Here is a 13,060-nt window from a genome sequence, read left to right as displayed (position 1 = left end):
TATGACGTGACGTCAGCTCAGTCCATCTCGGTACAGTGCAGTGCAGTTCCGCTCAGTTCCATTCAGTTCGGATCGGCTCGGCTCAGGGTGAGGCGCGGGCCGCCACCACCTCCCGCGTCCAGGCATGGCGGGGCGCGCCCAGCACCTCGGCCGCCGGACCCCCGGAAACCCGGGACACGGCAGTTCGGCTCCTCGGACACGGGGGACGGATCCCCCAAGACTCGGTGTCCCGCCACCGGCCGTCTGCTCAACTTTGCCCGCCCGACCGGCACAGACCGGCACCGACCGGCCGCCTCGGCATCCCGTACCGCCCCGATGCTCAGTTATGAGCGGAGCGCCACCGGGCGGGCCGGGAACATCGGTCCCGGAGGTGGCTCTTGTGCGTGGAATCCTTCTGGCCGGTGGCACCGGCTCCCGGCTCTGGCCGATCACCCGGGCGGTGTCCAAACAACTCATGCCGGTCTTCGACAAACCGATGGTCTACTACCCGCTCAGCACCCTGGTGATGGCGGGCGTCAGCGAGGTGCTGGTGATCACCACACCCGAGGACCGCCCGCAGTTCCAGCGGCTGCTGGGCGACGGGCACCCCTGGGGCCTGCGCCTGGAATACGCGGTCCAGCCCGAACCCCGCGGCATCGCCCAGGCGTTCCTGATCGCCGAGGACTTCCTCGCCGGGGCACCCGCCGCTCTGATCCTGGGCGACAACATCTTCCACGGCGTCGGCCTGGGCCGCCGACTGCGCGACCGCGGCACGGTCACCGGCGGGCGGATCTTCGCCTACCCGGTCGCCGACCCCACCGCCTACGGCGTCGTGGAGTTCGACCCGGCCGGCCGGGTGCTCTCCATCGAGGAGAAACCCGCCGTGCCGCGCTCCCGCTACGCCGTACCGGGCCTGTACTTCTACGACGGCGCGGTCGTCGACATCGCCCGCGGCCTGCGCCCCAGCGCCCGCGGCGAACTGGAGATCAGCGACGTCAACGCCGCCTACCTGGAGCGCGGCCAACTGCACGCGACCCTCCTGGACCGCGGCACTGCCTGGCTCGACACCGGGACCTTCGACTCCCTCGTCCAGGCCGCCGAGTTCGTCCGGGTCATCGAGGAGCGGCAGAGCCTGAAGATCGGCTGCGTCGAGGAGGCCGCCTGGCGCGCCGGCCTGATCGACGAGGGGCAACTGCGGCGCCTGGCCGAACCACTGTGCAAGAGCGGCTACGGCGACTACCTGCTGCGGCTCCTGGACTGGGAGGCGCAACGGCACGAGCAGTTCGCCGACCGACTGGTACCGGTGGCGGGCCGGTGAGCCACGTCCGAGGAGAACCGGTGACCCAGACCAGTCAACCCCACCACGACCGGGTCCGGCCGCGGCTGCTGGCCGTGCACGCCCACCCCGACGACGAATCCAGCAAGGGCGCGGCCACCATGGCCAAGTACGCCGCCGAAGGCACCGACGTCCTGGTGGCGACCTGCACCGGCGGCGAACGGGGCTCCGTCCTCAACCCCGCACTGCGCGGCGACCCGGAACTCGCCGCCCGGATGCCCGAGGTCCGCGCCCGCGAGATGGAGACGGCACGACGGATCCTCGGCGTCCGCCAGGAATGGCTCGGCTTCGTCGACTCCGGCCTGCCCGAGGGCAACCCCGCCCCGCCGCTGCCCCCGGGGTGCTTCGCCCGCCTGGACGTCGCCGACGCGGCCAGCGAACTCCTCCGCGTCATCCGGGAGTTCCGGCCGCACGTGGTCACCACCTACGCGGCGGACGGCGGCTATCCGCACCCGGACCACGTCATGACCCACCGGGTCACCGTCGCGGCCTTCGACGCCGCCGCCGACCCGGACGTCTGCCCCGAGGCCGGCCCGCCCTGGCAGCCGCTCAAGCTCTACTACAACCACGGCTCCCACCCGGCCCGCCGAGCCGCCCTGCACCGCGCCCTCCGTGATCGCGGCCTGCCCTCCCCGTACGCGCCGATCTGGCGGGACCTGCGGCACCAACCCCCGATCACCACCCGGGTCCCGTGCGCCGCGTACTTCCCGGTGCGCGACCGGGCGCTGACCGCGCACGCCTCCCAGATCGACCCGGACGGCCCGTGGTTCGCCGTGCCGCTCGCCCTCCAGCAGGAGATCTGGCCGACCGAGGACTACGCCCTGGCGCGCTCCCTGGTCGACACCCACCTGCCGGAGACCGACCTGTTCGCCGGCATCACCCTGCCGGGCGTGCCGCGCCTGCACTACGCGCCCCGGCACACCGCCCCGGCGGACCGGCCGCACGCCGGCGCCGTCACCCCGGCCGGCCGCTGAGCGGCCCGGGGCCGAACGCCGCGGTCACCCGCAGGTGGCCGGGCACCGGGGGCAGCGGGTCGAGGCCGTGCCGGAACACCGGCGCCGCCTCGTCCCCGCCCTCCCGCCCGAACCCCAGCGACGGATAGAACTCCCGGAACCGCCCGTTCTTCGCGGTCTCCCGGTACCGCCCGCGCACCGCCACCAGCCCGCACTCCCGGGCCCGCCGCAGCACGCAGCCCACCGCGGCCGCCGCGATCCCCCGGCCGAACACCCGGCAGCTGAGCAGCGCATTGTCCAGTTCCAGGACCCCGTCCGCGCGCCGCGCGAAAACCGCCCCCACCACCCCGGCGTCCCCGAACCGGTCGGCGGCCGTGACCACCAGCACCGTCCGCCCGGCCGCCGCGGCGTACGCCGCCACCTCCGCCGGCCCCATCCGCAGCGTCGTCAGGTTGAACTGGTTGGTCCGCCGGGTGAGTTGGGCCACCCGCGCCAGGTCGCCGCCGGTCGCCGTCCGGATCCCGACCCGCACGTCCAGCCGCCGCAGGTACTCCGCGTACGAGCCGGTGTCCGCGCGCAGCTCCGCACGGGCCGCCTCGGTCCGGTAGTGGGCACCCCGGACGCGGTCCTCCTCGGTCAGGTCCAGCGTGTCGAACCAGCCGTCGGCGAGCAGCAGATGGCCGTGCACGGCCGGTTCGTCGCCGAGCCGGACCACGGCCACCTCGGGCAGGCTCCCGGCGACCAGCCCGGTCTCGAACGCCGAGTCGTCGGCGAAGACGAGACTGTCCACCCCCAGGTTCAACCGTGCGGCGATCTCCCGCAGGTTCCCGTCCTTGGGCGCCCAGTCGGCCCGCACGCAGGCGAAGTCGGCCTCCCGCAGCACCATGTCCGGGTGGTCCCGCAGCACCGTGGTCACCGCCGCGGCCTCGTTCTTGCTGCTGACCGCCAGCACCACGCCCTGACTCGCCAACTGCTTGACGACCCGCTGGAACCGCCCGAACGCCTCGCCCCGGAAGGTCCCGGCCGCCGCGATCCCGTCCGGCCCGTCGTCCCCCAGCACCCCGTCCCACAGGGTGTTGTCGAGGTCGACCACCAGCACCTTCTTCGTCCGCCCGGACAGCGCCCGGGCCAGGTGCCCGACCTCCCGCGCGTACCGGGCCAACAGCTCCTCGCTCAGATGCGCCTTGGCGTAGACCGCCAGCCGCGGGTCCTCGGCGGGCCCGCCGGCGGCCACCAGCGGATCCAGGTCCAGCACCACCACCCGCGGATGCCGCGCCGCCAGCCGCAGCAGTTGGGAATTGAACTCCCGCCACACCACGCCGAGTTCGGCCCGGGACGCCAGATCCACCAGCCGGTGCGACCAACTCCGCGGCAACGGAACGGTGTTGAGCACCAGGGTGCCGCCGCCGTGCGCCGCGTACCGCTCCGCCAACGCACCGATCCCGGCCAGCGCCCGGTCCGCGGCCGCCCGCACCTCGCCGACCCGCCACACCACCGGCAGCTCGTCGAGCACCACGTACGGATCCAGGACGCACAGCACCAGCCGGTGCCCGGCGTCGTAGACCGCGCTCGACGGGTCCCGCAGGTCCCGCACATACGCGTCGAAGTCGCTCACCGCCACCCGCGCCCACAGGCCGTGCCGGGCGCACTCCGCGGTCAGCGACGGCACCAGCGCGGCCAGCGTGCCGTGCCCGGTGACCGCGATCCCGATCTCCTCGGGGGCGTCCGGGGCGGTGCGGGAGGGGGCGTGGCGGGCCAGCAGCCGTCCGGCCCGCGCCAGGTCCGCGAACCCGCCCGGACCACCGGCGAGTTCGTCGAGCACCGCCCGCACCTCGCCGTACCCGCCGCCCTCCCGCACCAGCTCCCGCAACCGCACCAGTGCCGTCGCCGCGTCCGCCGTCATCGCACAGCCCCTCGCCGCCGGGTCGGATGTCCGCGCCAGGCTAGGGCGCGGCCCGGCCGGTCGACTCGGGCCCTGGTGGAGCCCCGTACCGCGCCGCGGTGGGGCGCGGTCAGTCGACCGCCGGCTGCTCCGGCCCGCACCAGGCGGTCAGCGCCGCCCGCAGCGCGTCCTCCGCCACCGGCCCGTCGCTCGCCCAGGCGAGATAGCCGTCCGGCCGCACCAGCAGCGCCGCCGCGTAAGGGCGTCGGGCGGTGGCCGGGACGACCTCGACCCGGTCGGCCCAGCCCGCCGCGGCCTTGAGGACACCACCGGCACCCGAACCGTCCAGCCCCAACAGCAACGGCCGCCCCGGGCGCAGCAGTTCCGCCAACCGGGCCGGCCCGTCCGCCGTCGTCACCGGCAGATCCCGGGCGAACGCCCCCGCCAGCGGATGCCCGCCCGGCCCGGGGGGACCCCCGGCGGTGGCGGGGGGAGCGGCGTAGCGGATGCCGGTGCCGTAGATGACGTCACTGAGGTGCTTGTTGACCTCCTCCATCGCCATCAGCCGGGTGAACAACGCCCGCAACGCGTCCACCTGCGGGCCGGGCGCCATCAGCGCCACCTGCGCCCGGGTGTTCTCCAGCACCTCCGCGGCGACCGGATGCCGCTCCGCCTGGTAGCTGTCCAACAGCCCCGCCGGCGCCCAGCCCCGGCACTCCGCGGCCAGTTTCCACCCCAGGTTGAAGGCGTCCTGAAGGCCGAGGTTGACGCCCTGCCCACCGGCCGGGAAGTGGATGTGCGCCGCGTCCCCGGCCAGCAGCACCCGGCCCGCGCGGTACCGGCTCGCCTGGCGGGCCCGGTCGGTGAAGCGGGTCACGAAATCCACGTCGGTCAGGGTGATCCGCTGCCCGGTCACCCGCTCGATGCTCCGGGCCAGTTCGTCAGCGGTCGCCGGGCTCTCCAGGTCCTCCGGCACATCCCACTCGGTGACGGCTATCCGCCCGTCGGGCATCCGCATGAACCAGCCCCCGTCGGTGCGCCGCCAGCCGGCCGGCAGTTCCCCGCCCCCGTGGACCTCGATGGCGCCGCGCCCCATCCGGGACACCAGCGACGGGTCGGTGCCCGGGAAGTCGATCCCGGCCCCCTTGCGGACCACGCTGCGCCCGCCGTCGCACCCGACCACGAAGTCGGCGCGCACCGCGGAGTCGCCGGCCGCGGTCCGCACGTGGACGGTGACGCCGTCCGCGTCCTGCGCCAGGCCGGTCACCTCCTGGTCGTAGCGGACCACCGCGCCGAGGCCGTGGGCCCGCCGCGCGAGCAGTTCCTTCAATACGTGGTGGGGGAGGGTCAGGCCGTGCGGCTGCTCGGCCGGCTCCGCCGAGTGCCGGCCGAGCTTGTACAACCCGGCGAAGTGGCCACGGGTGGCCTGGTCGGCGAGCAGCCGCCGGTGGTCCGCCAGCCCCGGCAGGCTCTCCTGGGCGCGGGTGAACTCCGCCAGCAGGCCCCGCCGGTCCAGGGTCTCCAGCGTCCGGGAGTGCAGCTCCAGCGTGCGCGGTTCGCCCTGCCCGCGCCGCCCCTGCTCCAGGACGAGGGTCCCGACGCCGTGCAGACGCAGTTCCGCGGCCAGCATCAGTCCGACCGGCCCGCCGCCCGCGATGACGACGTCGAAGTGCTCCCCGCCGAGCGGGTGTTCCGTAGTGGTCATGCCCGCGACGCTAGCGACCGCGGGCACCCATCACCAGTTACCGCTGTGCAGGCCAGAGTTGCACCGGACGCACTCCCCGGGGCAAGACCCGACACCGCGACCACACCCCGGCAGCGGCCCACACCCCGGCCGCACGCCGCCCCGCCGGGTCAGGGCCGGTAGCGCAACGGATGGTCGGCGGGCACCTCTGTCACCACGATCTGGTGCCCGTCCGGGTCTCCGAACCGAAGGGAAGCAGTAATCGGGAGATAGTAGACAAATGGTGACACTTGGCATGAAAGCGCTCTCGGCTATCCGCCTCAGCGTCAAGACGGACGAGACGACCTCCCCAGATCGACAGCGGGCAGCCAATGAAGAGTCTGCCCGGGGCCTCGGCGCAGAGATCATCGGTGAGGCAGAGGACCTTGATGTCTCCGCCTCGAAGACCACCCCTTTCGAGCGTCCTCAGCTGGGCGTATGGCTGGCCGATCCCGCCAGTTACGACGCCATCCTGTGGTGGCGCCTCGACCGCGCCGTCCGTTCCATGGCGGATATGCATGCGCTCGCGAAGTGGGCTCGGGATCACCGTAAGATGCTTGTCTTCGCCGAGGGGCCCGGCGGCCGGCTGGTCCTGGACTTCCGCAATCCGCTGGACATCATGTCGGAGCTGCTGGTCACCCTGCTGGCATTCGCGGCGCAGATGGAGGCTCAGGCCATCAAGGAGCGGGTCACCAGCGCCACCGCGGCCCTCCGCGTGATGCCTCTGCGCTGGCGCGGTGCGCGGCCTCCGTACGGGTACGAACCCGCGCCCATGCCCGGAGGCGGTGGCCACACGCTCGCGCCTGATCCAGAAGCCGTCACGGTCATCGAGCGCATCATTCGGGAACTTGTCGACGGAACCGCCATTTCTGCGATTGCAGTGGCCTTGAACGAGGAAGGCGTTCCGTCGCCCCGTGACCACTGGGCGCTCAAGCGAGGGCGGTCCACCGGCGGTAAGACAGGTGGGCGCCACTACGACGTCGGAACCAAGGTCGAGCGCTTCCGATGGGGTGCCTCCACCATCAAGGCACTCCTCACCTCGCCGACGCTGCTCGGCTACAAAGTGCACAAAGGCACTCCGGTCCGTGACGCAGAGGGGCATCCCATCGCGGCAACGGCTCAGCCCCTGCTGAACCGTGACGAGTACGACTACATCGGCTCACTTCTGAAGGCGCGAGCAACGAGACCCCGGACCAGGAAGGACACCAACGCGCTGCTCCTCCGGGTCGCCTTCTGCGACAGCTGCGAAGGCCGCCTCTACTGCGCACGCGCCAGCGGAAAGCGTCCCAATATCTACGGTTGCCGCCCCTTCGCCGACGGGCGGACCTGCTCCGCGACGGCCAACATCAAGGCGGAATGGCTGGAGGAGTACGTGGAGAAGGAATTCCTCGTACGCGTGGGTTCTTGGGAGCTGGTGGAAGTGAAGACGATTCCCGGCTACGACCCCGGACCGGAACTCGCCGAGGTGAGTGCGGAACTCGAAGCGCACATGTCCGAGGCAGAGCGATTCCGTTCGGACACCGGCCGCCGGATCTGGCAGTCGACGGCGGACGCCCTTGAAGCACGGCTGGCCGACCTGGAGGCTACCCCTGCTCGCCCACCGCAGGAGCACGTGGTCCGAACAGGCAGGACTTACGCCGACGAGTGGCATCGGCAGGACGTGATCGGCCGTCGCCGCATGCTCCTGGACGCCAGCGCGCGCGTCGTCGTCCAGCCTGGCCGCAAAGGTGGCAGGCACAGGCCGGATGAGTCCCGCTTCTCGTTCACCCTGGGAGCGAGCCGCGCCATCGCGACCCGGCTCAGCGAGATCGCTGCAGAAGAGTCCACCGCCTGAGTTCCTTCCGAAGCCTCCCTACCGCCGCCCCGGAGGGGTACGTCCCGCCGGGGCTAACGACCTTGGGGGCGATTGAGGTCGGGGCGTGCTGGCCTGGCAGGTCGGCTGGTGGGTGATCAGCAGACGGCCTGCCGGGCGAGCACCAGTTCGGTGCTGGGCTTGCGGCGGGTGGCCCTGCGGGCGGAGCGGTCGGAGACCAGTCCGGCGATCGCGAGATGGGTCTCGGCATAGGTCTCGCGGCGGCCGGTGAACCGCTGCAGCGGCCGCCACTGCTTGTACTTGGCGTTGGTGTGTTCCACGCAGATCCGCCGTGAGGACTGGCGGCGTCGCCGCTCGCGCCAGGCGTGGTGCTCGCCCAGCGGCGCGTCGTCCTTCGGCTTCTTCGGCGGGGCGCTGACCTGGCCGGGGAAGTCGTTGGCCAGCCCGCGGTAGTCCTCGTCGACCTCGGTTTTGACCTTCGGGTGCAGGCGGAGCTGCTCGGCGATGCCCTCGGTGCGCACGGCGGTCTCGTCGTGCATGCGGCCCGGTCGGACTACGCCGCTGAACAGGGTGCAGCCCTGCGGGTCGCTGAAGGTGGTGGTCTTGATGGTGTTCTGTCTCTTCTTGCCGGACACGAACGCCTTGCGGCCGGGGCGGTGTGTGCTGGGGCGGCGGACCTGCACCTCGGTGCCATCGATGCGCAGCTGAACGTCCTTGGCATCGGCGTAGGCGAACAGGTCCTCCAGCGTGCGAAGCCGTACCCCGGGCCGGTCGGGGGCGGCGAAGCCGCGGGCCGCCAGCAGTGGCCGGACCTCGCGGATCGCGGCGGAGATGGTGGAGCGGTCCACCCCGTACAGATGGGCGAGCGCCGTGTGCGGCAGCCCCAGCCGCAGGTGGACCAGGGTAGCCAGGAGCCGGTCGGCGAACACCAGCTGCTGCTTGGGCCCCGCGTCGGCGGCCCGCTTCCGGTCTCCGCCACGCCGCTCGCGCAGCGCCGACTCTCGCGCGGCCTGCCACTTGGGGGCGAGTTCTTCGAGCAACTCGCCGAAGTGTGCGCGGGGAACCCCAGGCAGGGCAGGATGGGCGCAGGCCGCACGGGCCCGGGTAAGCGTCACAACTCACTCAACCCGTGCGGCCGTTCTCATGTCACGGCCGGGACGAGGCGCGATACTCGACGGGTGGAGTCGATCTACCGCAGCACGACGGGCAAGGAGCTCATCCAACGCTGGTGCCTCGGCCAGCTCACCGCATGGCCGGTGCCGCACGAGCGGACGACGGTGACCGCCAAGGGCGCACCGACCCACGTCGTCCTCGCCGGTGTCGGCGCGACGACGGTCGTTTTCGTACCCGGCACCAACTTCAACGCCGCCGCGTCCCTGCCTCTGGCCACGGCGCTGGTCGCCGCCGGTTACCGGGTCCTGCTGGCGGACGTCCCAGGCCAGCCCGGTCTCAGTTCCGGCGAACGTGGTCTTTCCGGCGGCCGGTTGTCCTGGTACGGGGCGTGGCTGACCGAGGTGATCGAGAGGACTTCGTCCGGGCCGGTCGCGGTGATGGGCCACTCCTTCGGTGCCGCGATCGCCCTTTCCAGCGATAGTTCCCGGATTGACCGGCTCGTGCTGGTCTCCCCTGGAGGACTGACCAAGCTGAGGCTGACACCCACCGTGCTGGCCGCCTCGGCTGCCTGGTTCCTGCGGCCCACGCCGACCCGCAGCACCCGACTCCTGCGCGCCATGCTTGCGCCCGGCCATCCACCCCGCCAGGAATTGGTGAGCTGGATGACGCTGGTCGCCCGGAACGCGCGCTCAAGCGGGGCGCCAGGCGCTGCCACCCTGCCCGCACGGTCAATTCCCCGCTTGGTCCTCACCGGTGAGCACGACGTCTTCCTCCCTCCGCGACGGCTCGGTCCAGCAGTCCGCGCCGCACTCGGCGCTGAGCTGGGTGTGATCTCCGAGGCCGGACACCTCGTGGTCGAGGAATGCCCCGAATACCTGTCCACCTTGCTGGAGATCCCGGGCCAGCCCGCCCCCGACACCCTCACGGGGTAGCCGACCTCCAAGCGCCGGTCTCTACCGACGACCCAGGACCAGGCCCTACACAGCGAGGCACATCTATCGCTCTCCAAGTAGTAAGCGCCGCGGCGCGTTACTAGGTGTAACCCGCGGCCTGCGGCGCTGAGGTGGGCAGGGTTGCGCGAACTGGTGAGCGTGCTGTCTCGCGAGCTGCCGGATCCGAAGCTTCCTGGCCGGTCATCATCCCGATGTTCTGCAGTCAGTATCCTTTGCTCCCAACGGAGTTGGAGGGGGATGCACGCATGGCGTCTCAGGTGGTGTCGTACGAACTTGATGACAGGACGGTAGCCCGGTTCGAGATCGAGCCTGCCGACGGCTTTCACCCGGTAGGGGCCGAGGAAGTCGCGGGCCGCGTCCGCGAGGCGGTGAGTCCGGCGGTCGAAGCCGCCCGCACCGTCCTGGACCGGGTGACCGCACTCGGTCCCGACGAAGTCCAAGTCAAGTTCGGCATCAAGGTCAACGGGACCGCGAACTGGCTGATCGCCAAGGCGGCCACCGAGGCGAACTTCGAGGTCACGTTGGTATGGAAGCCTGAAGAGCGCCCGGGCGGGGACGACTGACACACGGTGAATCCGGGATTCGGCGCCGGCCGCCGCCCCCGCACGGCCGTCTGGGTGGCCGCTGTTCATGCTGCCGAGGAGGATGAGAGCCCGCTGGGGACCGGATTCCTCGTCGACAACCGGCGGGTCATTACGTGCGCCCACGTCGCGTGCCCGCCATGGGAGAAGAGCGGCGCCCTCTGGGTGGCGTTCCCGAAGTCCGATCACCTCATGGACCGTCGTGTGCAGGTCCTTGAGGTGATCGCGCCCGAGACGCCCGCCGAACGACGCAAGCAGGACGTGGCGGTACTGGTGCTGACCGAATGCCTCTCCGACGAGGCGGCGGCACGGCTGCGCCGGCCGACAACCGACGCTCTCGTAGGCGAGGCGTGGTGGTCGTTCGGCTTCCCCGGCGGGGACGTGTTCGGCAACTCCGCCGACGGAACGGTGGGAGAGTCCCTGGCCTTCGGACGAGTACGCCTCGATACCGAGTCCCGCTACCTCGTGAAGCCCGGCGCTCACCCGACGCGACAACCGGGCCCTCACCCTGCCCCGGCCCCGGAACGGCCACATCACACAAGAACCAAGTCCCCACCAACGAGCCGACCCGGACCCATGAACGAATGAGGCTAGAGGATTCAGCGAAGTTGCGTCGCATTGACATCGCCTCGGGCGCGCTTGGGCCTGGCAGGAGGGGCGAGGTGAGTGTGGTGCTCGGGGGAAAATCGCGGGATGCCGCCAAGTTGGCGATCGCCTTCGGGAGTCGTCGTGGCTTGGTAGCCTCGGCGCAAATTGATCGCCAGGGGCCTGCAGTACGGAAGCATCTGCTGCAGTGTCGACGGGGAGGGGCGCCAGAGCATGTGGACGGCGAGGACGATGGGCGGGGCCGCATTAGCGGTGATTCTGCTGGCGGGCTGCTCGGACGCGGGCAGTTCGGGGCACGGAGGCAAGCCTGGCGGGGCGGGGGACGGCGCCTCCGCCGCAAAACCACTGGCCAAGATGACCATGCCGTCGGCCTATGACGCGACCAAAGGCTGGGATGAAACTCTTTCGTGGGTGCCGGAATCGGTCAGAACAATCCCGGTGTCCGTAGTGCCGCATTCGGGCTCGGTTGTGGTGATGCAAGGTGCTTCTGATGGCTACATGGTGCAGGTGAGGGCTGCCGACAGCGGGCAGGTTCGTTGGAGTTCCAAGCCGTGGAACCCGCCGGCGCCGATGGCAGGGGCAGAAGGCAGCTCCGAGGACGGCAAGGCCGCGGAAATCCCCGATGTCACGGGCGTCGAGCAGGACGGCCACAGTTATGTCGTCGCGTACGCGCACGGCATGCGCGGTAAGGACGATCTGCACGAGGGCACCGAGGTGGTACGCCTCGCTGTGTATCCCGCCGATGCGTCGGGTTCCTCGGTGAAGCCTCTGCGGGAGATCGATGTGCCGGTGTCGGCGGCGCCGGGCGAAGTGCGCGTGCATGAGCGTGGTGGTCGGCTGCTGGTCGGATGGGGTGAGGGAGGCGCGTTCCCGCACTCGTCTGCAGCGGTGGATGTGGCTACCGGCTCCATCACTGCCTACAAGGACGCCAACCAGCTCCTGCCCCAGTGCGAACGCGCGGTGGCATGCTCCGGCAGTCGGGTCATGGCAGCGACCCCCGACGGACCGCTGGTGGCGATGGGCGGAGGCGGCTTCGGCATCCCGGGCCGTTGGTTCAGCGATGCGGTCCGCCCCGCAGGGGTCGCAGCGCAGGCTGGCGTTCTGGACTCCTGGAACGGCAGCGTGGGCGGCGTCGCAGACCGGCAGTTCCTCGCCGTCTGGCATACCAACGCTGCGTTCGACGAGAAGAGCGATCCAGTGTGGTCAGTGCACGATCTTGGCACGGGCAAACTCCGGGCCAGCATGGTGTGCGGAGAGGAGCTCCCCGACAGCCTCACTTCGACGCACAGCTACCCGTTGATCAGCTCCCCCGGAGGCCGCTACCTCGCGGCCGGTCCTCTTGCCTTTGACCTGGAGCGGAAGAAGGGCATCTGCCTCAAGGGCGATGGCAACCGCAAGACGATCCTGGTCAGCTCCATCCGCGACGACGGGACGGCCTACGGCGTGGTCGAGGAAGAGCCCACCACCAGCGACTCGAAACCTGTCGTCGCCCAGCTCGACCTCAGCACCGTCACCGGCAAGACCAAGGTCCTGGGCACGGGCGTCGATGTCCCCTACCACACCAGCGTGAACGGATCCGGTCTCTTCATCACCCGCGATGGCGACAAGATCGTACGGGTCTCGCTGCGCGCCGGGCGCTGACAAGGGCCAAGGGCTGCCCAATCGCAGCGCTGTGCGCGTGGCGCCGGCTGCTGACCCCACCATGATGCCGACGTCGGTCGTATGGGTGTATCCGTTTCCGTAGGCTGGTTGTAGCCCGCCTTCCGGCTCAACGTCGTGACGGGCGTCCACGTGGCATGCGGAAATACAAGAATCACGTTGGCCAAGGTGACCGGGGATGTTCTGGCGGCCGGCTCGGCCCGTCCGGTGGAGCGGGAGGCGCGGGGGGAGCGGCCGGCGGGCGCGGCTGAGACGGCCGTGCCGCGTGCAGACACCGATTCGCACCGATGAGGCCGGGGTGCCACGACCGGCCCCACCACCCGTACTGCGGAGTGGCGACGGGGCGGCCGGCCAGGTTGTCAAGGGCAGTTATGTGGCCCGGCAGCGGAGAGCCGCCTTGGCCGACGTCGAACGGGTGAGCGTCCGATCTGCCGAGGGCTGCAAGCCGGCCGATGTGCTGGG

General features: G+C 71.1%; 10 protein-coding genes. 7 read left to right on the top strand and 3 right to left on the bottom strand.

Features of this window, described 5'->3' with window-relative positions; genetic code table 11:
- Positions 1 to 379 precede the first annotated feature (379 nt).
- Positions 380 to 1,297 (top strand): glucose-1-phosphate thymidylyltransferase RfbA, encoded by a 918-nt coding sequence (rfbA, locus tag ACFVT2_RS11000; protein ID WP_390015042.1) that lies wholly within the window; start codon positions 380 to 382, stop codon positions 1,295 to 1,297.
- 20 nt (positions 1,298 to 1,317) lie between these two features.
- On the top strand, positions 1,318 to 2,289 hold the full coding sequence (mca, locus tag ACFVT2_RS10995) for a mycothiol conjugate amidase Mca (RefSeq protein ID WP_390015039.1): 972 nt from the start codon (positions 1,318 to 1,320) through the stop codon (positions 2,287 to 2,289).
- On the opposite strand, the gene ACFVT2_RS10990 is transcribed toward mca, so the two are convergent.
- Together ACFVT2_RS10990 and ACFVT2_RS10985 are read right to left on the bottom strand one after the other, a co-directional pair.
- Positions 2,270 to 4,171: an HAD-IIIC family phosphatase gene (locus ACFVT2_RS10990; RefSeq protein WP_390015038.1), complete on the bottom strand. Its 1,902-nt coding sequence runs from the start codon at positions 4,169 to 4,171 to the stop codon at positions 2,270 to 2,272. The genes mca and ACFVT2_RS10990 overlap by 20 nt on opposite strands.
- A gap of 109 nt (positions 4,172 to 4,280) precedes the next feature.
- The gene (locus ACFVT2_RS10985; RefSeq protein ID WP_390015036.1) at positions 4,281 to 5,855 is read right to left on the bottom strand and encodes an FAD-dependent monooxygenase; all 1,575 of its coding nucleotides are present in this window, start codon (positions 5,853 to 5,855) and stop codon (positions 4,281 to 4,283) included.
- A gap of 259 nt (positions 5,856 to 6,114) precedes the next feature.
- On the opposite strand from ACFVT2_RS10985, the gene ACFVT2_RS10980 reads away from it, so the two are divergent.
- Positions 6,115 to 7,707 carry a recombinase family protein gene (locus ACFVT2_RS10980; protein ID WP_390015034.1) on the top strand — a complete coding sequence of 531 codons (1,593 nt, stop codon included), beginning with the start codon at positions 6,115 to 6,117 and terminating at the stop codon, positions 7,705 to 7,707.
- Positions 7,708 to 7,823: 116 nt separating this feature from the next.
- On the opposite strand, the gene ACFVT2_RS10975 is transcribed toward ACFVT2_RS10980, so the two are convergent.
- Positions 7,824 to 8,801, bottom strand: coding sequence for a transposase family protein (locus ACFVT2_RS10975; protein WP_390015031.1), 978 nt, complete (start codon positions 8,799 to 8,801; stop codon positions 7,824 to 7,826).
- A 63-nt stretch (positions 8,802 to 8,864) separates the two neighbouring features.
- On the opposite strand from ACFVT2_RS10975, the gene ACFVT2_RS10970 reads away from it, so the two are divergent.
- The 4 genes from ACFVT2_RS10970 (at position 8,865) to ACFVT2_RS10955 (ending at position 12,580) form a co-directional block, all read left to right on the top strand.
- Positions 8,865 to 9,731: an alpha/beta fold hydrolase gene (locus ACFVT2_RS10970; protein WP_390015028.1), complete on the top strand. Its 867-nt coding sequence runs from the start codon at positions 8,865 to 8,867 to the stop codon at positions 9,729 to 9,731.
- A 266-nt stretch (positions 9,732 to 9,997) separates the two neighbouring features.
- On the top strand, positions 9,998 to 10,315 hold the full coding sequence (locus ACFVT2_RS10965; protein ID WP_390015025.1) for a CU044_2847 family protein: 318 nt from the start codon (positions 9,998 to 10,000) through the stop codon (positions 10,313 to 10,315).
- Between the two features lie 6 nt (positions 10,316 to 10,321).
- Positions 10,322 to 10,921 (top strand): serine protease, encoded by a 600-nt coding sequence (locus ACFVT2_RS10960; protein ID WP_390015023.1) that lies wholly within the window; start codon positions 10,322 to 10,324, stop codon positions 10,919 to 10,921.
- A gap of 372 nt (positions 10,922 to 11,293) precedes the next feature.
- Complete coding sequence (locus tag ACFVT2_RS10955; RefSeq protein WP_390015020.1) at positions 11,294 to 12,580, top strand: hypothetical protein; 1,287 nt, start codon at positions 11,294 to 11,296, stop codon at positions 12,578 to 12,580.
- Positions 12,581 to 13,060 lie beyond the last annotated feature (480 nt).

Origin of the sequence: Streptomyces sp. NPDC058000, assembly GCF_042886435.1 — a bacterium.
Classification (GTDB): domain Bacteria; phylum Actinomycetota; class Actinomycetes; order Streptomycetales; family Streptomycetaceae; genus Streptomyces.
Note: the sequence above shows the minus strand (reverse complement) of the source record. Positions and strands in the feature narration are given on the sequence as shown.

Excerpts from the sequence above, each read along its gene's own strand:
- ACFVT2_RS10990 (WP_390015038.1), bottom strand. The coding sequence starts at position 4,171 with ATGACGGCGGACGCGGCGACGGCACTGGTGCGGTTGCGGGAGCTGGTG.
- ACFVT2_RS10985 (WP_390015036.1), bottom strand. The coding sequence starts at position 5,855 with ATGACCACTACGGAACACCCGCTCGGCGGGGAGCACTTCGACGTCGTC.
- ACFVT2_RS10980 (WP_390015034.1), top strand. The coding sequence starts at position 6,115 with ATGGTGACACTTGGCATGAAAGCGCTCTCGGCTATCCGCCTCAGCGTC.
- ACFVT2_RS10965 (WP_390015025.1), top strand. The coding sequence starts at position 9,998 with ATGGCGTCTCAGGTGGTGTCGTACGAACTTGATGACAGGACGGTAGCC.
- ACFVT2_RS10955 (WP_390015020.1), top strand. The coding sequence starts at position 11,294 with ATGACCATGCCGTCGGCCTATGACGCGACCAAAGGCTGGGATGAAACT.